This is a genomic window from Sphingomonas cynarae (assembly GCF_039537815.1).
Lineage (GTDB): Bacteria > Pseudomonadota > Alphaproteobacteria > Sphingomonadales > Sphingomonadaceae > Sphingomonas > Sphingomonas cynarae.
The window spans coordinates 85,114-106,526 of record NZ_BAABBF010000004.1; the positions used below are offsets into that span (position 1 = coordinate 85,114).

The 21,413-nt window shown below is 66.7% G+C and carries 24 protein-coding genes; 4 read left to right on the top strand and 20 right to left on the bottom strand.

All coding sequences use genetic code 11. The features are described 5' to 3' along the window. Positions 1-15: 15 nt before the first annotated feature. Genes ABD719_RS09650 through ABD719_RS09660 form a run of 3 tightly spaced genes read right to left on the bottom strand, consistent with a single transcriptional unit; the run spans position 16 to position 2,290 of the window. Positions 16-492 (bottom strand): GNAT family N-acetyltransferase, encoded by a 477-nt coding sequence (locus ABD719_RS09650; protein WP_344693167.1) that lies wholly within the window; start codon positions 490-492, stop codon positions 16-18. Beyond that, a complete protein-coding gene (locus tag ABD719_RS09655; RefSeq protein ID WP_344693168.1) occupies positions 489-1,673 on the bottom strand; it encodes a M14 family metallopeptidase in 1,185 nt (394 codons plus the stop codon). Before ABD719_RS09655 ends, ABD719_RS09650 begins: the two co-directional genes overlap by 4 nt. Then, a complete protein-coding gene (locus tag ABD719_RS09660) occupies positions 1,670-2,290 on the bottom strand; it encodes a DUF4136 domain-containing protein (RefSeq protein WP_192123489.1) in 621 nt (206 codons plus the stop codon). The genes ABD719_RS09655 and ABD719_RS09660 overlap by 4 nt, the downstream gene beginning before the upstream one ends. A 123-nt stretch (positions 2,291-2,413) precedes the next feature. Between ABD719_RS09660 and ykgO the strand changes: the two genes are divergently transcribed. Continuing rightward, positions 2,414-2,539: a type B 50S ribosomal protein L36 gene (ykgO, locus tag ABD719_RS09665; protein ID WP_003046794.1), complete on the top strand. Its 126-nt coding sequence runs from the start codon at positions 2,414-2,416 to the stop codon at positions 2,537-2,539. A 23-nt stretch (positions 2,540-2,562) separates the two neighbouring features. Further along, entirely contained in the window at positions 2,563-3,168 is a 606-nt protein-coding gene (locus tag ABD719_RS09670; RefSeq protein WP_344693169.1) for an HAD family hydrolase, read from the top strand. A 9-nt stretch (positions 3,169-3,177) separates the two neighbouring features. Here ABD719_RS09670 and ABD719_RS09675 read toward each other — a convergent pair whose 3' ends face one another. Then, positions 3,178-3,771, bottom strand: coding sequence for a L,D-transpeptidase family protein (locus ABD719_RS09675; protein WP_344693170.1), 594 nt, complete (start codon positions 3,769-3,771; stop codon positions 3,178-3,180). Between the two features lie 210 nt (positions 3,772-3,981). Between ABD719_RS09675 and ABD719_RS09680 the strand changes: the two genes are divergently transcribed. Continuing rightward, entirely contained in the window at positions 3,982-4,683 is a 702-nt protein-coding gene (locus tag ABD719_RS09680) for a murein L,D-transpeptidase catalytic domain family protein (RefSeq protein ID WP_344693171.1), read from the top strand. Between the two features lie 22 nt (positions 4,684-4,705). Here ABD719_RS09680 and mtnP read toward each other — a convergent pair whose 3' ends face one another. The 16 genes from mtnP to ABD719_RS09760 form a co-directional block, all read right to left on the bottom strand. Continuing rightward, positions 4,706-5,575 (bottom strand): S-methyl-5'-thioadenosine phosphorylase, encoded by an 870-nt coding sequence (mtnP, locus tag ABD719_RS09685; protein WP_344693172.1) that lies wholly within the window; start codon positions 5,573-5,575, stop codon positions 4,706-4,708. 62 nt (positions 5,576-5,637) lie between these two features. Next, positions 5,638-6,963, bottom strand: a complete 1,326-nt coding sequence (locus ABD719_RS09690) for a PQQ-dependent sugar dehydrogenase (protein WP_344693173.1) — start codon at positions 6,961-6,963, stop codon at positions 5,638-5,640. 120 nt (positions 6,964-7,083) lie between these two features. Beyond that, positions 7,084-9,312: a catalase/peroxidase HPI gene (gene katG, locus ABD719_RS09695; protein WP_344693174.1), complete on the bottom strand. Its 2,229-nt coding sequence runs from the start codon at positions 9,310-9,312 to the stop codon at positions 7,084-7,086. A gap of 214 nt (positions 9,313-9,526) precedes the next feature. After that, positions 9,527-10,429 (bottom strand): hemolysin family protein, encoded by a 903-nt coding sequence (locus ABD719_RS09700; RefSeq protein WP_344693175.1) that lies wholly within the window; start codon positions 10,427-10,429, stop codon positions 9,527-9,529. Next, complete coding sequence (gene ybeY, locus ABD719_RS09705; protein WP_344693176.1) at positions 10,430-10,939, bottom strand: rRNA maturation RNase YbeY; 510 nt, start codon at positions 10,937-10,939, stop codon at positions 10,430-10,432. A gap of 9 nt (positions 10,940-10,948) precedes the next feature. Next, positions 10,949-11,347 carry a type II toxin-antitoxin system VapC family toxin gene (locus ABD719_RS09710; RefSeq protein ID WP_344693177.1) on the bottom strand — a complete coding sequence of 133 codons (399 nt, stop codon included), beginning with the start codon at positions 11,345-11,347 and terminating at the stop codon, positions 10,949-10,951. Next, positions 11,344-11,592, bottom strand: coding sequence for a type II toxin-antitoxin system VapB family antitoxin (locus tag ABD719_RS09715; RefSeq protein ID WP_344693178.1), 249 nt, complete (start codon positions 11,590-11,592; stop codon positions 11,344-11,346). The genes ABD719_RS09710 and ABD719_RS09715 overlap by 4 nt, the downstream gene beginning before the upstream one ends. Before the next feature lie 25 nt (positions 11,593-11,617). Beyond that, positions 11,618-12,628: a PhoH family protein gene (locus ABD719_RS09720; protein ID WP_344693179.1), complete on the bottom strand. Its 1,011-nt coding sequence runs from the start codon at positions 12,626-12,628 to the stop codon at positions 11,618-11,620. 100 nt (positions 12,629-12,728) lie between these two features. Beyond that, positions 12,729-13,397, bottom strand: a complete 669-nt coding sequence (locus tag ABD719_RS09725; RefSeq protein ID WP_344693180.1) for a PEPxxWA-CTERM sorting domain-containing protein — start codon at positions 13,395-13,397, stop codon at positions 12,729-12,731. 57 nt (positions 13,398-13,454) lie between these two features. Next, entirely contained in the window at positions 13,455-14,786 is a 1,332-nt protein-coding gene (gene miaB, locus ABD719_RS09730; protein WP_344693181.1) for a tRNA (N6-isopentenyl adenosine(37)-C2)-methylthiotransferase MiaB, read from the bottom strand. Between the two features lie 76 nt (positions 14,787-14,862). After that, positions 14,863-15,582, bottom strand: a complete 720-nt coding sequence (locus ABD719_RS09735; protein WP_344693182.1) for a lysophospholipid acyltransferase family protein — start codon at positions 15,580-15,582, stop codon at positions 14,863-14,865. Positions 15,583-15,588: 6 nt separating this feature from the next. After that, complete coding sequence (locus ABD719_RS09740; protein WP_192123449.1) at positions 15,589-16,011, bottom strand: Fur family transcriptional regulator; 423 nt, start codon at positions 16,009-16,011, stop codon at positions 15,589-15,591. 79 nt (positions 16,012-16,090) lie between these two features. After that, complete coding sequence (locus tag ABD719_RS09745) at positions 16,091-16,567, bottom strand: GNAT family N-acetyltransferase (RefSeq protein ID WP_344693183.1); 477 nt, start codon at positions 16,565-16,567, stop codon at positions 16,091-16,093. Next, positions 16,567-17,190 carry a tRNA (adenosine(37)-N6)-threonylcarbamoyltransferase complex dimerization subunit type 1 TsaB gene (tsaB, locus tag ABD719_RS09750; protein ID WP_344693184.1) on the bottom strand — a complete coding sequence of 208 codons (624 nt, stop codon included), beginning with the start codon at positions 17,188-17,190 and terminating at the stop codon, positions 16,567-16,569. Before tsaB ends, ABD719_RS09745 begins: the two co-directional genes overlap by 1 nt. Before the next feature lie 20 nt (positions 17,191-17,210). Further along, positions 17,211-17,801 carry a malonic semialdehyde reductase gene (locus ABD719_RS09755; RefSeq protein WP_344693185.1) on the bottom strand — a complete coding sequence of 197 codons (591 nt, stop codon included), beginning with the start codon at positions 17,799-17,801 and terminating at the stop codon, positions 17,211-17,213. Beyond that, positions 17,801-18,373, bottom strand: coding sequence for a NifU family protein (locus ABD719_RS09760; RefSeq protein ID WP_192124244.1), 573 nt, complete (start codon positions 18,371-18,373; stop codon positions 17,801-17,803). Before ABD719_RS09760 ends, ABD719_RS09755 begins: the two co-directional genes overlap by 1 nt. Positions 18,374-18,496: 123 nt before the next feature. Between ABD719_RS09760 and ABD719_RS09765 the strand changes: the two genes are divergently transcribed. Continuing rightward, a complete protein-coding gene (locus tag ABD719_RS09765; RefSeq protein ID WP_344693186.1) occupies positions 18,497-21,406 on the top strand; it encodes a M16 family metallopeptidase in 2,910 nt (969 codons plus the stop codon). Positions 21,407-21,413: the final 7 nt, after the last annotated feature.

The window sequence follows — 21,413 nt, forward strand, 5'->3', positions numbered from 1 at the left end:
CTTCGAGCGGGAGTATTATGAACTGCCTTGGAGCGGCAGCGACATGAACTGGTTGTGCGGGCTGGGCTGATAGTCGGCAAAGGGCGGACAGTCCATGAAACCGGCGCTGCGATACAGCGCCACCGCCGGCGCGTGCAGCGCCGCCGTGCCGGTTTCGAGATAGAGGCGACGATACCCCCGCGATCGGGCAACGGCGACGACATGCGCCAGCAGCGCGCGGCCCACGCCGGTGCTCCGCGCTGCGGGGGCCGCGCGCATCGACTTCAGTTCGGCCACCTCGTCGTCCAGCCGCTTCAGCGCCGCGAAGCCGACCAGCATGTCGCCCCGCCACGCCGTCCAGAAGGAGACGCCGGTGGCCGACAGCCCGTTCGCATCGAGTGCGAAGGCGAAGTCGCGCATATGACCGCGCAGTTCGGCCAGATGGTAGACCAGCAGATCCGCGACATGCGCCGCGCCGGGATCGTCGGGCCGGATGACAAGGCCGTCGGTCATATCTCGTCGATCATGCCGGCCAGGGTTTCCAGCATCGCATGGGCCAGCTTCTTCGACCGTTCGCCGCTCCAGCCGAATTCGGGATCGGCATTGGGGTCATGATCCTTGAACGGCATCTCCAGCGTCATCGATACCGCGCCGAACCGTTCGGCGAGCTGGTTGGTCGACATCGACAGGTTGGCGGTGCCCGGCGCAGATTTGGGATAGCCCTGCTCGGTCTGAAAATCGGGGGTGTGCGCGGCGAGCCGGCGGCCGAACTCGTAGAACTTCTCGCCATGTTCATCGGTCCAAGACGGAATGCCCTCGAACCCGGCAACGAAGTTCGCGGGGATCGCCTCGTCGCCATGGATGTCCATCGCCACGTCGATGCCGGTGGCATCCATCATGGCGCGCACGCACAGCACTTCGGGGCTGCGTTCGGGCGAGGGGGCATGCCATTCGCGGTTGAGGTTCACACCCGCCGCATTGGTGCGCAGATGGCCGCGACGGGTGCCATCCGGGTTCATGTTGGGCACGACATGGAAGGTGGCCTTCGCCAGCAGATCGCGCGTCACCGGATCGGCGGGATCGGTCAGCCGTTCCAGCGCGCCTTCCATCCACCATTCGGTCATCGATTCGCCGGGATGCTGGCGACCATAGAGCCAAACCTGCTTGCGACCGGTGCCGATCCGCAGATAATCGATCGCCTGCCCGTCGAGGCTTTGGCCCAGTTCGCGGTGCGACACCCCCGGCGCCTGCGCGATCCGGGCAACCAGCGCCTCGTGCTGCTCCATCGTATAGGGCTGGAAATAGGCGAACCACGCCAGCGGCGTCTGCGCGGTCCAGCGCCATTCCAGCACCCCGTCGGCATAGCCGGTATCGACCATTCGCCATGCCGTCCGGTCGGTCGACCCACGCACCTTGTAACCGGGCCAGCCGAACGGATAGGCCGACCTGCCCGCGTTCAGGATGCGGAAAACCACCGTCCGCCCCGCCGCCACGCCGGCGAGGCGGAAATAAAACCACTGAAAGAAATCCGAGTCGCGATCGGTGGCGATCGACAGGTCGATCCGGGTTTCCGGGCCGGTGTCGTCGATCGAGACGACCTGGATGTTGCCGCCGTCAAAGGCGGCATTGATGGTGGGGACGGGCAGCGCCGGGGCCGGAGCCGGGGTGGAGGCGGTGGAGGTGGTGAGCGTCATTTCACCTCGATAGTGCGCCCCGACTCTCCCGGAAACCCCGTGAACAGTGCGGTCGCCAGCTTTCCGGCCATCATCCCCGCATCCCCATCCGGCTTGCGCGGGTCGCTGATCGCCTGTGCGCGCCCCTCCCAGACCGGGGACTGATCCAGCCGGCGCTTGATCGTCACCACCAGTTCGGTCGCGACCAGTTCCCGTGCGCCGCCACCGCCGATCGGGAAGCCGATGCCGCCGCCCAGACCGACGCCGCCGCCACGCCCGCCGCCGAACGATCCGCCGCCCAGCCCGACCGTGACCGGCGACTGGCGCGGCGGCCCCAGCCGGTTGGCGCGGTTGAACCCGACGGTCGCCACCAGCAGCGGCTGCGCACCCGGCGCGGGCAGGGTATAGCCGTTGCGCAGCAGTTGCGTCTCGACCGCGGCGGCATAGGTCTTGAACTCGATGCTGGCGGTGCCGGCGGTCAGCGGCTCGACGCGAATCGTGCCGCGATCGAGCGGGGCGCCCAGATGGTAGCGGATCACCTCGGTCGGGGGCAGCGCACCACCCGTGGCGCAACCGGACAGCGCGAGGCCGGCGGCAAGAAGGGCGGGGGTAAGCAGGGCGGTCGGGCGGATGGACATCGATACCTCATGAACGTTGCGAAGGTGGAACGCACGGAACCGGTGGTCCGTTGCTTGACTTGAGCGCCTGCGAACACTAGGCGCCAGCACTTTCCGAACCATTCCAACAGAAGCGCGCAACCCATGAAGATCCGCAATTCGCTGAAGTCGCTCAAGGACCGTCACCGCGATAACCGCGTGATCCGTCGTCGCGGGCGCACCTATGTCATCAACAAGACGAACCGCCGGTTCAAGGCACGCCAGGGCTGATCCGCCCGGCCCCGGCCACACACATGTCGGCGATCATCTTCGACATCGGCCGGGTCCTCTACGACTGGGACCCACGGTTTCTTTACGAGCGTCTCATCCCCAGGGGTGAGGCGCTCGAGTCGTTCCTGCGCGATGTGGTCACCGTGGACTGGCATTTCCAGCATGATGCCGGGCGCGATTTCGCCGATACCTCGGCGGAACTCACCGCGTTGCATCCGCATCATGCCGATCTGATCGCCGCGTGGGGGCCGCGGTTCGCGGAAAGCATTCCCGGCCCGATCCCCGGCATGCACGATCTGGTCGCGCGGCTGGATGCCGCCGGGGTGCCGCTGTTCGCGATCACCAATTTCAGCCACGAATTCTTCCCGCCGTTCCGGGCGACGGAGGCGGCGCTGTTCGACCGGTTCCGCGGCATCGTCGTGTCGGGCGAGGAGAAGCTGGTGAAGCCCGATGCCGCGATCTATCGACTGGCGCTCGACCGTTTCGGCTTGCCGGCCAAGGGAACGGTATTTATCGACGACAACGCTGCCAACGTCGCCGGTGCCGACGCGGTGGGGATGACCGGCATTCTATTCACCGGCATCGACGATCTTGTGCCACGACTGCGGGCATTGGGTTTTCCGGCCTGATCGATCCGTTCAAGGCAGGACAGCCAGTTGTTCGGCATTGGCCCGCATCACTTCCGTCACCAGCATGTTGCGATCCAGGGTGCTGCCTTCGACAAAATCATCGGTGATGACCACGGTGGTGCCGACATCGGTGATCGCGAACAGCTTCTTGGCGAATTCGGTCGGCAGGCGAATGCAGCCATGCGAATCGGGGAAGCCCGGATTACGACCGGCATGGAGCGCAATGCCATCCCAGGTCAGTCGCTGCATGAAGGGCATCGGCGCGTCGTTGTACAGATTCGACCGGTGCTTCTCGTTCTTTTGCAGGATCGGATAGATGCCGACCGGCGTCGGCTTGTCGTCCTTGCCCGTCGACACGCTGGACGCGGCGACCAGCGTGTCACCGCGATAGACGAAGGCGCGCTGCAACGGGATGCTGACCACGACGGTTACCGGGCGCATCACCGGATCGACCAGGCTGGCATCGGGCCAGACGAAACGGTTGGGCGCCAGCGTCGCCGCGGCGGTTTCGACCGCCATCGTTGCATCATGGGTATTGCTTGCCTTGGCAGGGGTGGCCAAGACCAAGGTCGTCATGGCGACGAGAGAGAGAATGCGATTCATCGCAACTTGATCCTTGTTACGCTTTCACTGTCTTGACTTGCCAAACGCGTTATGCAGCATTTCGTGCCATCGTCGGTGCCGGGCGAATGGTGTATTCCTTGCGGCAGGGCGAGCCCGGTTCGGGAACAATCAAGCTGCAACGGGGCGGAATCGCCGGCATTCCATGCTATTAAGCATGACATAGGGGCCCACGATATTTTCGGGTAATCGATGCACGATCATGATGTCGCGCGCACGCGCCGCGCCTTTTTATCCAATGGACTGATCCTGACGGGATCGCTGGCCGTACCGGGGGCCGTGGCCTCCGCGATCCGTCCCGCCGCCGGACGGGACAGCGAAACCGCTGCCGCTAACCGCGCTTCCGCACAGCGGATGCCGGCAAGCCCGATCGTGTCGTCGCGCGTCGTGCGCCCCGAACTGTTGCGCCGCGCCATTGCCTCGCTTGACCGTCATGGCGCGCACATCCGCAAGCGCGACCGGATCGCGATCGCCGACTTCACCGCTGGATCGTCGCAGCCGCGCTTCCATTTCGTCGATCTGGCCAGCGGGCGCAGCGAATCGCTGCTGGTGTCGCACGGCAGCGGTTCCGATCCCTCGCACACGGGCTATGTCCGGCGCTTTTCCAATGATTTCGGCTCCAACGCCTCATGCGAGGGGGCGTTCGTCACAGCCGATTATTATGTAGGCAAGCACGGCCGGTCGCAGCGGCTGCAGGGGCTGGACCCGACCAACAACAATGCGCTCGGTCGCGCGATCGTGATCCATTCCGCATGGTACGCCAACCCGGATATGATCCGCACGCACGGGATGCTGGGGCGCAGCCAAGGCTGTTTCGCAGTCGGCGAGAGCGATCTGGACCAAGTCTTCGCGCGGCTTGGTCCCGACCGCCTGCTGTTCGCCGCCAAGGTCTGACACCCGGATCAGGGTGCGGAGATCAGGCGGCGACCGTTCGCTGCACGATCGGGCCCAGTTGGGCCAGCATCGCCTGATCTCGACAGGCGGGGGCGGTGATGATCGCCTGATCCAGCACCGTATCGATCGGTGACGCCGTACGGGTCACCGGCAGCATGTCGGCCAGCCGCGCAATCGCGGCCTTTGCCAGCGTGCCGTTGGCGCCGACGCGGGCCAGCACCTCCGCCACCTCGACATGGGCGGTATCGGGCCGCCAGCAATCATAATCGGTGACCATGCCGAGCAGCGCGTAGGGCAGCTCCGCCTCCCGCGCCAGTTTCGCTTCCGGCATCGCGGTCATTCCGATCACGTCGGCGCCCCATTGCCGGTACAACAGGCTTTCGGCACGGGTGGAAAATTGCGGCCCCTCCATCGCCAGATAGGTGCCGCCGCGCGTCACGTCAGCGCCCGCCGCGATGGCGGCATCGGCCACCAGCGCCGACAGGCGCGGGCAGACCGGATCGGCCATCGAGACATGGGCGACGAGGCCGGGGCCGAAGAAGCTCGATTCGCGGTGGACGGTGCGGTCGATGAACTGGTCCACCACCACGAACCGGCCCGGCGCCAGTTCCTCCCGCAACGATCCGATCGACGAGATCGCGAGCAGATCGGTGCAGCCCGCCGCCTTCAGCGCGTGGATATTGGCGCGGGCGTTGATCGCGGCCGGGGGCAGGCGATGGCCCCGGCCGTGACGCGGCAGGAAGACGAAACCGACCGGCCCGATCCGCCCGCGCAGCAACCGGTCCGACGGCGGCCCCCACGGCGTGTCGGGGTCGAGCCATTCGGTATCCGTCAGCCCCTCCATGCCGTACAGGCCGGAGCCGCCGATGATGCCGATCGTCCACTGGGTCATCCCGGGCATCTCCATGGGCGTCCGGCGGACAGGGGCCGGACCGAAAGGAAAGGGGCGGGGCCTCAGCGGGCCGCCGTCACCCGCCAGATACGGTTGCCGACATCGTCCGCCACCAGCAGCGCACCGCCACGGTCGATGGTCACGCCAACCGGGCGGCCACGCGCATCGCCCTCCGCGTCCAAGAAGCCGGTCAGCACGTCGACCGGCTTGGCCCCCTTCGCCGGATAGCCGTTGGCGGCGAAGGGCACCCACGCCACCTTGTATCCCGACACCGGCTTGCGGTTCCACGAACCATGCTCGCCGACGAACGCACCCTGCGTCCACCGGTCGCCCAGCTTCGCATCCTTCGCGAAGGTCAGGCCCAATGCCGCGACATGCGGTCCCAGCGCGTAATCGGGGCGCTTGGAATATTCCTGCAGCTCCGGCCGCTTCGGCTCGACCCGATCATCGGGATAGCCGCCCCAGTAATACCAGGGCCAGCCGAACTGATCGCCGAACTCCACCTGCGTCAGGTAATCGGGAGCGAGGTCGGAGCCGAGCATGTCGCGCTCGTTCACCACCGTCCACAGATTGCCGTTCGTCGGGTTCAGCGCCATGCCGACCGGGTTGCGCAGGCCGGCGGCATAGATGCGCCAGTTCTTGTCGGGCCATATCTGCAGGATGTTGGCGCGGTATTTCTCCGCCTCCATCCCGCCTTCGGCAATGTTGCTGGCCGAGCCGACGCTGACGAACAGCGTCTTGCCGTCGGCCGCCGGGATGACGTTGCGCGCCCAGTGGTTGCCGCCGCCGTTCAGCTTAACGACCAGTTCGGGCTTCGCGGTGATCTTCGTCGCGCCCTCGGTATAGGGCACGCGCACCAGCGCATCGGTGTTGGCGATGTAGAGTTGCCCGTCCATCAGTGCCATGCCGAACGGCGAGTTGAGCCCCGACATGAACACCGACCGCGTCTCCGCCACGCCGTCGCCGTTGGTGTCGCGCAACAGGGTGATGCGGTTGGCGGAGGGGACGCCCGCCCCCGCCTTGCCCATCAGCAGGCCCATCACCCAGCCCTGAATGCCGCCGCCCTTGCGCGGGGGGCTGTTGGTTTCGGCGACCAGCACGTCGCCGTTCGGCAGCACGTATAGCCAGCGGGGATGATCCAGCCCCGCCGCGAATGCCCCGACACGCAGGCCGGCGGCGGCGGTCGGCGTGGTGCCGGCGGGCCAGCCGACCACATCGGCGACCTTGACGGTAGGGATGGTCTGCACGCGTGGGGCGGAGATATCCGGCCGGTCGCCCTGCACGGCGGCGATCGGCAGCGTCGCGGTGTCCGGCCACGCGATATAGGCGACGATCGCGCCCCCGACGATGATGACGAGCGCGAGGACGCGCAGGACGTGTTTGAGCATGGACGATATCTAGGCGGCAGGCGCGGGCGCGGCAATGCCGCGAAGGAAAGACGCGCGGCAAACGAAAGGGGGCGCCGACATGGCTGCCGACGCCCCCTTTATCATTCGTCGTGCGCCCGATCAGTCGAGCAGGTCGTAACGGTCAGCGTTCATCACCTTGGTCCACGCCGTCACGAAGTCGGCGACGAACGTCGGCCCGGCATCGGCACAGGCATAGACTTCCGCCAGCGCGCGGAGCTGCGAGTTGGAGCCGAACACCAGATCGGTGCGCGACGCGGTCCAGCGGTGATCGTGCGTGCCGCGGGTGGTGCCGACATATTCCTGATCGCTCTCCTCGCTGACCTGCTTCCACGCGGTATTCATGTCGAGCAGGTTGACGAAGAAGTCGGTGGTCAACTGACCCGGCCGGTCGGTGAACACCCCGTGCGCCTTCGCGCTCGAATGGTTCGCGCCCAGCACGCGCAGGCCGCCGATCAACGCCGTCATCTCCGGCGCGGACAGGCCGAGCAACTGTGCCTTGTCCACCATCAACTCCTCGGTCGGCACGGTGAAGCGCGTCTGGAGATAGTTGCGGAACGCATCGGCCTTGGGCTCCAGCACCTTGAAGCTCTCGGCGTCGGTCTGTTCCTCGGTCGCGTCGGTGCGGCCGGGGGTGAAGGGCACCTCGACCTCATGGCCGGCCGCCTTCGCCGCCGCCTCGATCCCGACCGAACCGCCCAGCACGATCAGGTCGGCGATCGAGACGCGCTTGGCACCCTCCCTCGGGTCCTTCGCGTCGAACTCCGCCTTGATCCCCTCATACACCGCCAGCACGCGGGCGAGCTGTTCGGGCTCGTTGACGTCCCAGTCCTTCTGCGGCGCGAAACGGATGCGCGCGCCGTTGGCACCGCCGCGATGGTCCGACCGGCGCCAGGTCGAGGCCGATGCCCAGGCAGTGCTGACCAGTTCGGCGATTTCCAGACCGGAATTGGCGATCGCCTTCTTCAGATCGGTGACGTCGAAGCTGTCGATCGGCTTGTAATCCGCCTTGGGGATCGGGTCCTGCCAGATCAGGTCCTCGGTCGGCACTTCCGGGCCGAGGTAACGCTGCTTCGGGCCCATGTCGCGATGGGTCAGCTTGAACCAGGCGCGCGCCCAGGCGTTGGCGAAATATTCGGGGTCCGCCCGGAATTTCTCCATTACCGCGCGATATGCCGGGTCGACCTTCAGCGCCATGTCGGCGGAAGTCATCATCGTCGGCACGCGCTTGTCGGGCGAATGTGCGCCGGGGGCCAGCGTCTCCGCAGGGTTGCCGACCGGCTGATACTGATGCGCGCCGGCGGGGCTGCGGACCAGTTCATATTCATGGTCGAGCAGCATGTCGAAATAGGTCATGTCCCACGTGATCGGCGTCGGCGTCCACGCGCCTTCGATCCCGCTGGTGATCGTATCGTCGCCCATTCCGGTGCCGTGGGTCGATGTCCACCCAAGCCCCTGACTGGCGATGTCCGAGCCTTCCGGCTCCTTGCCGACCTTCGACGCATCGCCATTGCCGTGCGCCTTGCCGAAGGTATGGCCGCCTGCGGTCAGTGCCGCGGTTTCCACATCGTCCATGCCCATCCGGGCGAACGTCTCACGCATGTCGCGCGCCGATCCCATCGGGTTGGGGCAGCCGCCGGGGCCTTCGGGGTTCACGTAGATCAGACCATGCTGGATCGCCGCAAGCGGCTCCTCCAGCGCCATGCCGGCTTCTTCGTCGATCCGGGTCTGGCCGAGCCATTCCTCCTCGGTGCCCCAATAGATGTCCTTCAACGGCTCGAACACGTCGGCACGACCGCCGGAGAAGCCGAAAGTGGGGCCGCCCATCGATTCGATCGCGACGTTGCCGGTCAGGATGAACAGGTCCGCCCAGCTGAGCGCGCGACCATATTTCTGCTTGATCGGCCAGAGCAGGCGGCGCGCCTTGTCGAGATTGCCGTTGTCGGGCCACGAGTTGAGCGGCGCGAATCGCTGCGCGCCCGACGACGAACCGCCGCGCCCGTCACCGGTGCGGTAGGTGCCGGCCGAATGCCATGCCATGCGAATGAAGAAGGGGCCGTAATGCCCGTAATCGGCCGGCCACCACGGCTGGCTGTCCGTCATCAGGGCGGTGATGTCCGCCTTCACCGCCGCATAGTCGAGCGTCTTGAACGCGGCGCGGTAATCGAAATCATCACCCAGCGGGCTGACGGCCAGCCCCGGACCCTGCAGGATTTCCAGCGGTAGCGTATCGGGCCACCAGTCGCGGGCCGTGCGGCCCAGCAGCGCGCGCTTTGCAGCCGGCTGCTTGGCGGGATCATTGATCGGGCTGCCTTCGGTGATCGCGTCCATGTCTCTCTCCTCGATCGCGCTATCGTATGCTGCCAACCAGATAAGGGATTCGGGGGTAGAACGGCAACGATTTAGCCTGATGGGTTTAAGTGGCTGGCTCGATCAATGACATGGCGGTCATTGTATATGACGATGATGCGTGCGGCGAAAACGATGATCGGATCGATAGCGAACAGGGATGAAGCCGCACCGGGATGCGCCTTCATCCAGATGCTTAGTCTTCTTCGATGGCCAATGCGACCGGGGGATGCAGGCGCAGGCGGTGGACGCGGCGCTCGTCGGCATCGGTGATCTCCAGCTTCCACCCCGACACGTGATCGACGCACTCGCCGACCGGTGGCACCCGCCCCGCCAGCACCGCCGCAAGGCCGCCCAGCGTATCGACATCCTCCTCGGTTTCACCCAGCCGTTCGTCGACCACCTGCGCCACCTGTTCCAGCGGCGCGCGGGCATCGGCATCCCAGCCACCGCCATCGAGCGGGATCAGCAGCGCGGTGGGCGCATCGTCATGCTCGTCCTCGATATCGCCGGTGATCTCCTCGATCAGGTCCTCGATCGTCACCAGCCCCTCGGTGCCGGAATATTCGTCGAGCACCACCGCCAGATGTACCCGCTTCGATCGCATATCGGCCAGCACGTCGAGCGCGCCGCGCGACATCGGCACATATAACGGCTCGCGGATCAGACCCGACAGGTCCTCCGGGTGTGGCGCCCCGGTCGCCAGGATCGTGAACACGTCCTTGATATGGACCATGCCGATGATCGTATCGAGCTTCTCGCGGTACACCGGCAGGCGGCTGTGGCCGGCCTCCGCGAAGATCTGGACGAGACGGGCGAAGGTTGTCTTCTCCTCCACCGCGATGATATCCGCGCGTGGCACGCCGACATCGCCGGCATCGCGCTCGCCGAAATGGAGCAGGTTTCGCACCATCTGCCGTTCCAACTGGCTCAGATCGCCCTTGGCATCGGGGGCGGGATCGCCCTCGTGCCGGTCGATCGCCTCTTCCAGCTGGTCGCGCAGGGATTCCTCGGCATCGTTGCCGAAGATCAGGGATTTCAACCCCCGCCAGATGCTGTCGCTGTCGCCGCCCGCGGCGCTACTTCGGTCTTCGGACACTTATTCCTCGCGTATCAGATAAGGGTCAGCGATGCCGAGACCGTGCAGCGCCTGCCGCTCGATATCCTCCATCGCCTCCGCCTCGTCATCGGACATGTGGTCATAGCCTAGCAGGTGGAGCACACCGTGCACCATCAAATGGGTGGCATGGGCCTCCACCGGTATCCCGCGTTCCGCCGCTTCCGCGACGCAGACACCGTGCGCCAGCACGATATCGCCCAGCAACACCTCGCCATCGTCGGAATTCTGGCTGATCGTGTCGATCAGGTCGGGCTGCACCATCGGAAAGGACAGGACGTTGGTCGGCTTGTCCTTCTGGCGATATTGCCGGTTCAGCGCATGAACCTCCTCGTCCGAGGTCAGGCGCACGCTGACCTCGATCGTGGCAGGAGTGGTGAGCAGGGGGCCGTGCGGCGTCCGCTCGATCGCGGCGCGCGCGGCGCGATCGGCCAGTGCGTCCCAGTCGCCATCGGGCCAGGGGGATTCGCAGGAGAGTTCGATCTGGATCATGCCCGTGTCCTAGCCCAAGTCCGTGTGAATGAAATCGTCGCCCTTGTAGAGCAGGCGCGCCTCGTGAGTCTTGGCGCAGGCATGGGTGAAACCATTGCCCATGTTGAGCCGGGCGGGATGGCCGGCGCCCTTGCCGTAACGGTCATGGACGCGGGTCGCTTCGCGTGATTCTACGGCATCGAACGGCACGATAAGAATATCTAGGGCGGTACAATATCGCACCGCTTCCACCATTCTTTTCGCGATCCCTTTTGCCGGTGGTCGACCCAACGCCCGGGCGGCTTTCAATAGGGCGATACTGCTCGTCAGGCGATCGGGATCGGCATCGATGGCAATTGCCAATTGCATGCACCCCGGCTCACGGCGAACAATGGCTACGAAAGCCGACGCATCGATGAGGATCGTCAATCCTCTTCCTCGTCGTTCAACGGGTCATAGAAGGCCTTGTCGATCATGACCGACGGATCGGATCTGAGTGTCGACATTCGATGAAATTCATCGGTGATCTCCATCGCAAACTGCCGAGGCTGGTAGTGTTCCAACTCATTGGTCAGCGCCAGCCGAACCGCCGCCGTCTTGGTCAGATTGCGGCGGTTCGCCAGTTCTTGAACCGGCCGACTGGTTTCCTTATCCCTGACATATAACAATGCCATGCCCGCCTCCGGTATATCTCCGCCATCAACCGGTGCCGCCGACCCCTTCATAGGCTTCGACAATCCGCCCGACGATCGGATGGCGGACCACGTCGGCGGCGGTGAAGCGGCTCATTGCGATGCTCTCCACCCCCTCCAGCCGGCGAACCGCGTCGGCGAGGCCGGAGGCCGCGACGCCGCCGGGAAGGTCGACCTGATTGGGATCGCCGCAGATCACCATGCGGCTGTTCTGGCCGAACCGGGTCAGGAACATCTTCATCTGTGCCGGCGTGGTGTTCTGCGCCTCGTCGAGGATCACGAAGGCATCCGCCAAGGTCCGGCCGCGCATGAAGGCGATCGGCGCCACTTCGATCTCACCACTGGCGATCCGGCGTTCCACCTGTTCGGCGGGCAGGCAGTCGTACAGCGCATCGTACAGCGGACGGAGATAGGGATCGACCTTCTCCTTCATGTCGCCGGGCAGGAAGCCGAGCTTTTCGCCCGCCTCCACTGCCGGGCGCGACAGGATCAGCCGCTGGACGCTGCCGGTGATAAGCTGCGCCACCGCCTGCGCGACCGCGATATAGGTCTTGCCGGTACCTGCCGGCCCGAGGGCGAAGATCATGTCGTTCGCCACCAGTTCGCGCATGTAATGCGCCTGCGCCGGGGTACGCGGCACGATCGTCTTCTTGCGGGTGCGGATCATGATGCCGGGACCACCGCGCCCCTGCCCCTCGGCGGAGACGATACCGTCCAGCGTCGGCTCGTTCGCCATCGCGATCGCGGCATCGACCAGCCCGGTATCGACCTGTTCGCCGCGTTCGATCCGGCGGTACAGATCGCGCAGCACGTCGCGCGCGATCGCGACCTGTTCGGCGGTGCCCTGCAGCCCGATGCGGTTGCCCCGCGCGGTGATGTAGACGCCGAGCCGGTTTTCGAGCGCGACCAGATTCTGGTCGTACTGCCCGAACAGTTGCGCCAGCGCCTGTGGCCTGTCGAACAGCACCTCGACGCGGGAACGTTCACCCGCCTGGGCGGGTACTGGCTTGCGACTCATGCGGTCCTTTCCGTGGAATTCTCAGCCGGAAAGGTGGCCACTCTCCGGCCGATGCGCAAGCGTCCGCCGCCCGCGCGGCGGACGCTTGCGCACGATTTCTTCAGGCTGCGAGCCGTACCGGCCGACGCGCACGCCGGCGCAGCGCGACCCCGCCCAGCGACAGGCCGAGGAACATCGTCGCCCAGGTCGCAGGTTCCGGCACGGCGGCGACGGTGGTGCCTGTAATCCGCGCATTCAGATCGCAATTGCTGGTGCTGGCGTTCGCGCAGTTCGGATAGGGAGCAGCGGCGAAATAAGCCTGACCGCCGGTATAGGCGTCGCGGGTGACGCCGCTCTGTACATCGGGACCGAGACCCACGGCATAGCGCGTGTTCGTGCTGCGCAGCACTGCCGTGTAGCGCTCCATGGCAGTCACGGCGATGTTGGGCAGCGCGACGCTGGTGAAGGTGAACCCACGACCTGTCGTGGTGACTGTGAAGCTGATCGGCGTCCCCAGCAGCGACCTGCCCGCCAGTCCGTCGCCCGTCAGCAGGTCGAGTGTATAGGCATCGTTGGCGTTGGCGCGATTGGCCTCGCTGAATTGAAACGCGATCGAAGTCAGGACATTGTCGACCGCTGTGAAGCTCTGGCCTGCGGCATTGCCAAACCGGCCGAGCGCCGCGCCCCGCAAGAGCCCCGAGGTGGTATCGATCGTCGCCGCCGCCGCGGACGTGCTGGCCAACGACAGGGCGGCAAGCGTGCCGAGCGCCAGCTTACGCAACATGGTCATGTGATTTTCTCCCTTTTATCAGGAGCGCTTAGGCGATCGGCGTGACGGATTGAAGACTCACGCCGCCAGCAATCGCCGCACCCTCCCCGACAGGGACACCGGGCCGGCGGCGGTCAGTTCCACCTCGACCAGATCGCCGATCGTATGGTCGCCCATCACATGCACCGATTGTAGCCAAGGCGATTTGCCGAGCATCTGTCCGGGTAGTTTGCCGGGCCGTTCGATCAACACGGTACAGGTCCGCCCGACGCTGGCGCGGTTGAACGCCTGTTGGTCGCGACCGAGCGCGGCCTGCAACGCCTGCAACCGTTCGTCCATCACCGCTTCCGGCACCTCGTCGTCCATGTCGGCGGCAGGGGTGCCGGGGCGGGGGCTATATTTGAACGAGAAGGCCTGTGCATAGCCGACCGCGTCGACCAGGCTGAGCGTGTCGGCAAAATCGTCGGAAGTTTCCCGCGGGAAACCTACGATGAAATCGCCCGACAGCGCGATGTCCGGCCGTACCGCGCGCACCCGGTCGAGCAGACGGAGATAATCGTCGCGGCCATGGCTGCGGTTCATCGCCTTCAGGATGCGGGTGGAACCGGACTGGACCGGCAGGTGCAGGAACGGCATCAGGCTTTCGACATCGCCGTGCGCGTCGATCAGCCCCTGCGTCATGTCGTTGGGATGGCTGGTGGTGTAGCGGATACGCGACAGCCCCGGTATCCGGTCGAGGTCGCGGATCAGATCGTGCAGGCCACGCCGGTTGTGTTCCTCGGCACCGTCGGTCCAGGCGTTGACGTTCTGGCCGAGCAGCGTGATCTCCCGCGCGCCGGCATCGACCAATGCGCGCGCTTCGTCGACGATCGCGGCGAACGGCCGGCTGATCTCCGCCCCGCGCGTATAGGGCACGACGCAATAGGTGCAGAACTTGTCGCATCCCTCCTGCACGGTCAGGAACGCCGACGGGCCGACCCGGCGGCGCGCCGGCAGCCGGCCGAACTTGGAGGCGAGCGGCATATCGGTGTCGAGCGCCGCCTGACCGGCGGCGGCTTGCGCGACGAGGCCGGGCAGGTTGTGATAGGCCTGCGGGCCGACCACCACGTCCACCTTGGCGCGGGCTACGATCTCCGCCCCTTCCGCCTGCGCGACGCAGCCGGCGACCGCGATCATCGGGTCGCGACCGACCTTGCGCGCGTCCTTGCGAAGGCGGCCGATGTCCGAATAGACCTTCTCGGTCGCGCGTTCGCGGATGTGGCAGGTGTTGAGCACGACCAGATCGGCCTCGCCCGCCGCCGTCGCGATCATCCCCTGTGCCGCCATCAGTTCCGCCATCCGCTCGCCGTCATAGACGTTCATCTGGCAGCCGAAGGATTTGACGTGGAATGTCTTGGGGGCGGGTTTCATCCGGGGGCCGTAGCAAAAATGGCGGCGCGGGGGGAGGGGGCTTCCCCGGTCACGTCGGAGAAGATGCGCGCGTGAACTATCCGACGGTCGGTGCCCACGACGCCTCGATCTGCCGCCTCGCATCCGCCGCGATCGCCTTGCGGCCGGCCGGGGCGATCGGCGGCAGGAAGCGGAGATGCGCGGTAAAGCCACCGCGCCGCCGCAGGACGCGCAGTGCATGGGCCACCCCCGTTTCGCCGCCCGTCCATGCCAGTTCCCGCGTTGCCGCGCCGTAATCGATCGCCACCGGCTGCACCCGTACCCCCGGTGGCGCGGGATCGAGTGCGGCGAGCAGGGCGGACTTGAACGGGAGCAGCGTCACCCCGGCGCCCGTCGTCCCTTCCGGAAAGATCGCCACCGGGCGCGGGCCGAGTGCGGCGCGCACCGCATCCACCTGCGCGCCCACCGCCATGCGTTCACTCCGCGCGACGAAGATCGTGTCGTTCAGCGCCGCCAGCCAGCCGACCAGCGGGACGGCGCGCAATTCGCCCTTGGCAACGAACACCGCATTGGCGAACCCGGCCAGCAACAGGATATCGATCCATGACAGATGATTGGCAAGGATCACCACGTCGCGGGGCAGGGGCGTGCCCATCGTCACCGGCCGCGCGCCGACGATCCGCGCGCACGTTGCCAGAAAACGCCGGGGCCAGGAGGAGGGCCGCCGCGCCAGTCGCCAGACGCCGTGGACCGGCAGCAACGTCAGCAGCAGGGCGGCCAGCGCGATCAGGCGGAGACCGGCGCGGATCGCCCCCACGTGCGGTCAGTTCTTGCGGTCGAGGCTGACGCCGTAGAGTTCCATCCGGTGATCGACCAGCCGGAAGCCCAGCCGCTCGGCGATTGCCTTTTGGAGCTGCTCCAGTTCCGGATCGACGAATTCGAGCACGCGGCCGGTCTCGACATCGATCAGGTGATCGTGATGCGCCTCGGGCGAGGGTTCGTACCGGGCGCGGCCGTCGCCGAAATCGTGGCGGTCGAGGATACCCGCCTCCTCGAACAGGCGGACGGTGCGATAGACGGTGGCGATCGAGATGCCCTTGTCGATCGCGGAGGCGCGTTCGTACACCTTCTCGACGTCGGGGTGATCCTCCGCCTCCGACAGGACGCGCGCGATCACGCGGCGCTGCTCGGTGATGCGCAGCCCCTTTTCATGGCAGAGTGCTTCCAGATCGATATTGCGCGGCATGTCGTGAAATCCCTTCGATACCGTCCTTGTAGGCCGGAACGCTTGTTGCGAAAAGAGATACCGACTCGCAATAAGCCGATCAGGTCGATCCAAGCGCCAATGAATAGGTATGCGCGTCATATTGCCGGCCGTCGCGACCGCGATAATAGCCGCGCCGTTCGCCGACCTTGGCGAAACCGGTGGCGCGGTAGAGGTACAGCGCGTCGTTATCGGCACGCACCTCCAGATGCAGGATGGTGGCGTCCTGAATCCGGCAATCCGCGACCACCGCCTCCATCAACGCACGGCCGACGCCGGTGCGCCGGAACGGCGGCGCCACCGCGAGCAGCAGCAGCTCCGCCTCGCCTGCGATCGCGCGGGTCAGCGAGAAGCCGGCCGGCTCGTCATCGACTATCGCCAGCAACAGCCGCACGCCCGGCATCGCCAGTACGCCCAGGCACTGGCTGCGCGTCCAGGCCTCTCCGAAACGAGGATCGAACGCCGCCGCCATCAGCGCATCGACGGTGCCGGCATCGCGGGCATCGCCCTGACGCAGCGTGACGAGCCGGGTCGCCATCAGCCGGGCAGCTTCGCATCGGGCGCACGGCCGTAGAGCGGGCGCGGGTCGAGATCGGCGAGCCGCATCGGCAGCAGCGGCACGTCGCGCGCGTCGGGCAGCGCATCGGTCAGATCGCCGGTCAAGTTGGGCGCCATCCCGGCCAGCCGACGCACGCCGCTGCCCACCGCCGGACAACCCGCCAGCGCCGCCGCGGCGGCAGCAGGGGGCAGCGAAACCACCTCGCCAAGCGGAGTCAGCGCGACATCGAACATCTGCATGAAAACCTCGCCATGACCGGCTTCGAGCAGCGCGGCGATCCATGGGGACGGCCGGCGTGCCAGTGCGGCGGCGGCGACTAGCGCCAGGGAGGAAAAGCCGCGCACCTCGCTGCCCCAGCCCAGCGCCAGTCCGCGCGCCGCGGCGATGCCGACGCGCACGCCGGTGAAGCTGCCCGGCCCGACATCGACCAGGATGCGCGGGGCGCGGCCGCCACCCGACAGTTCTGCGATCATCGGAACGAGCCGTTCGGCATGGCCCCGCCCAATCTCCTCATACCGTGCCTCGATCACCTGCCCGCTCGCGAGCAGCGCGACCGAGCAGGCGGCGGTGGCGGTCTCGATGACCAGCGTGTCGGCCTGCACGGCGCTTCCTTCGCGGCCGTTCAGGCGATCGTGTTGAACCGGTCGAACGCGGGGCGCGGCGAACGGCCGTGCAGCGTCGCGCGATCGCCATGGCCCAGCGTTGCGATGAAATTGGTCTTCACCGCCGGCTGGTCACTGAAAAACGCCTTGTCGACCGCGCCCGCATCGAACCCGGACATCGGCCCGGTATCCAGCCCCAGCGCGCGCGCCGCCATGATGAGATAGGCGCCCTGCAACGTCGAATTGCGAAAGGCGGAGGCGGCGCGCAGTTCGGCATTGCCGTCGAACCAGCTCTTGGCGTCGGTGTGGGGGAACAACTCCGGCAGATGCTCGTGGAACTCGTGATCCATCGCGATGACGACCGCGACGGGCGCCTGCCGAATCTTGTCGGCGTTGGTATCGCTGGCGCAGGCGGCGAGCTTCTCCTTCGCTTCCGCACTGGTACACCAGACGATGCGGGCGGGAAGCTGGTTGGCGCTGGTCGGCCCCATCTTCATTAGGTCCCAGATCGCATGCAGATCAGCCGTCGATACCGGTTCGTCGGTATAGTGGTTGAAGCTGCGCGCCTCGGTGAACAGCTGTGCGATGGCGGCGGGATCGATCGCGGTCATCAAACGGCCCTGACTTCGGTGACTTCGGGAACATAATGCCGCAGCAACTGCTCGATGCCGTTCTTGAGCGTTGCGCTGGACGACGGACAGCCCGCGCAGGCACCCTGCATCCGCAGGAACACCTTGCCCTTGTCGAACCCACGATAGACGATGTCGCCGCCGTCGTTCGCCACTGCCGGGCGCACCCGCGTCTCGATCAGTTCGCGGATCTGCGCGACAATCTCCGCATCGGCGGGATCGTCAGCGAATGCTTCCTCCTCGGCCGGGACCGAGAAACCGGCGGAGGGGCCGCGAAACAGGGGCATGTGCGCGGTGAAATGATCGAGCAGGATCGACAGCACGTCGGGCTTCACATCGCGCCAGTCGATCCCCGGCGCGACCGTGACGGACACAAAGTCACGGCCAAAGAACACGCCGGTCACGTCGCCCAGTCCGAACAGCGCCTCGGCCAACGGGCTGGCTTCCGCCTCCTCGGGCGTCGCGAAGTCGCGGGTGCCGGCATCCATCACCTGGCGGCCGGGCAGGAATTTCAGCGTCGCCGGGTTCGGCGTGGATTCTGTCTCGATCAGCATATCCGGCATGTGGCCCGACCGGGGCAGGGGATCAACCCGTTGCGGATCGAAACGACACGTATTCGCACGCGGAAATCGCGACAGGTCATGGCGGGATCGCCCCGGTATCGCTAGATGGCAGGGATGACGTCCCTGTCGCGCGCGTTCCGCGCTTCCATCCTGCCCTTCCTCCTCGTCTCGACGTCGCCGCTGGTCGCCCAGCAGCGCGCGGCACGACCCCGGCCGGCCCCGGTGGCGACAACGCCCGCGCCGGTCGTCGTCGATACGACCGCCTGGCTGTACAAGGGCAGCGACATCGCCCCCGATCCGGCGTGGAGTTTCGGCACCCTGCCCAACGGCCTGCGCTTCGCGGTGCGGCGCAACGGCGTGCCACCGGGGCAGGTGTCGGTACGGGTCGCGATGGACGTCGGCTCGCTGCACGAGACGGATGCCGAGCGTGGTTATGCACACTTCATCGAGCATCTGAGCTTCCGATCCTCGGCCTATGTCCCGGATGGCGAGGCGAAGCGGGTATGGCAGCGGCTGGGCGCGACCTTCGGGTCGGATTCCAACGCGCAGACCACGCCCACGCAGACGCTCTACAAGCTCGATCTGCCCTCCGCGACCGAGGCAGGGATCGACGAGTCGCTTCACATCCTGTCGGGCATGATGGCGGCACCGGTGATGACCGACGCCTCGGTCGATGCAGAACGGCCGATCGTGCTGGCGGAGCGCCGCGAGCAGCCCGGCCCGCAGGTCCGTTTCCAGGATGCGTTGCGCGAGACGTTCTTCGCCGGGCAGCGGTTGGCGGAACGGTCGCCGATCGGCACCGAGAAGACGCTGCTGGCCGCGAACGGCACCGCCATGAAGGCGTTCCACGATCGCTGGTATCGCCCGAGCCGCGCGGTCGTCATCATCTCTGGTGACATGGACCCGGCGCTGCTGTCGCGCCTCGTTGTCAAGCATTTCGCCGGCTGGAAACCGATCGGTCCCGACCCCGCCGATCCCGATTTCGGCAAGCCCGATCCCGCCAAACCCGCCACCGCCACGATCGTCGAGCCGGGATTGCCCTCCGTGGTCGCGATGGCGGTGCTGCGGCCGTGGCGGTTCAACGCCGATACTATCGTCTTCAACCAGAAGCGGATGGTCGACACGATCGCCACCCGCGTCGTCAGCCGCCGGCTGGAGACACGCGCACGAAGCGGCGCGCCGTTCCTCCAGGCGTCGATCTCGCTCGACGATCAGGAACGCTCCGCCAACGGTACCTTCACCACCATCGTGCCGGTCGGCAACCAATGGGACGCCGCGTTACGCGAGGTGCGCGCGGTCGTCGCCGATGCGCTCGCCAAGCCGCCGACGCAGGGCGAGATCGACCGCGAACTGGCGGATTATGACACCATCCTGCGGACCGTGGTCGAAACCTCGCGCGTCGAGGCGGGGGGCAAGCAGGCCGATGACATGGCCGAGGCGCTGGACATCCGCGAAACGGTGACTGCGCCCACCACCTCCTATGCGATCTTCAAGGATGCGCGGAACAAGGGGATGTTTACCCCCGATACCGTACTCGCCTCTACCCGCCGCATCTTCCAGGGGGATGCCACCCGCGCGATCGTCAACACGCCGGCGCCCGAAACCGGGGTCGCGGCAAAACTGGATGCCGCGCTGAAGGCGGACGTGACCGGTCTTGCCGGCAAGCGGCGGGTACAGGCGGCGGTCGATTTCTCCAGCCTCCCGTCGCTCGGCCAGCCCGGCGCCGTGACGGGCCGCACGACGATGGCCGGGATCGGGCTGGAACGCGTTACCTTTGCCAACGGGGTGCGGCTGCTCGTCTTCTCCAATCCGTCCGAGACGGGGCGTGTCTATGTCCGCACCCGCTTCGGCGGCGGTTACGGCGCGCTGCCGGCCGACCGGCCGACCCCGGCCTGGGCCGCCGACAACGCGCTGGTGGCCAGCGGCGTCGGCAAGCTGGACCAAGGCGATCTGGAGGCACTGTCGGCCGGGCGGCGCATCGGGCTGGATTTCGGGATCGACGACGATGCGTTCCTGCTGGGTGCGATGACTTCGCCGGCCGACTACAAGGACCAGTTGAAGCTGATGGCCGCCAAGCTGGCCTATCCCGGTTGGGACCCCGCGCCGATCGCGCGGGCGCGGGCCGGGGCGCTGGCGGCGCAGGCGGGCTTCTCGGCTTCTCCCTCGGGCGTGCTCGGTCGCGATCTGGAAGGGTTGCTGCGTGACGGCGATCCCCGCTTCACCACGCCGACCCCGCAGCAGATCGGCGAGCTGAATCCGAAGAACTTCCGCAAGCTGTGGCAGCCGCTGCTTGCCACCGGCCCGGTCGAGGTGATGGTGTTCGGCGACGTGAAGACCGACGAGGCGATCGCCGCGGTCGCCGCGACGTTCGGGGCGATGAAGCCGCGGGATGGCAACCTGCCGCCCGCCCCGGCGATGCGCTTCCCCGCACACGTCGCGACCCCGGTGATCCGTACCCATGACGGCGCGGATACGCAGGCGGCGGCGGTGATCGCGTGGCCGACCGCGGGCGGCGTTGCGGAAATCCGCACCAGCCGCCAGCTCGACGTGCTGGCGCAACTGTTCTCCGACCGATTGTTCGAGCGGCTGCGTCAGGCATCGGGGGCCAGCTACAGCCCCTCGGTACAGAGCCAGTGGCCGATGGGATCGACCAACGGCGGCCGGCTGGTTGCGATCGGGCAGGTCGCGCCCGAGAATGTCGGCCTGTTCTTCCGCCTGTCGCGTGAGATCGCGGCCGATCTGGCAAAGAACCCGGTCGGTGCAGACGAACTGGAGCGCACCATCAAGCCGATGGGCCAGCAACTGATGCGCGCCTCCACCTCCAGCCAGTTCTGGATGCAGCAGATGGGCGGCGGTACCGTCGACCCCCGTCGCCTGAGCGCGATCGGTACGCTGGGCAGCGACCTGATGGGCACGACGCCGGGCGATATCCAGGCACTGGCGGCACGCTACCTCCGGCCAGAGACGGACTGGACGCTGGCGGTGGTGCCAAAGGGGAAGGAAGCGGCGGCGGTCGCTAAGTAACCTGCTT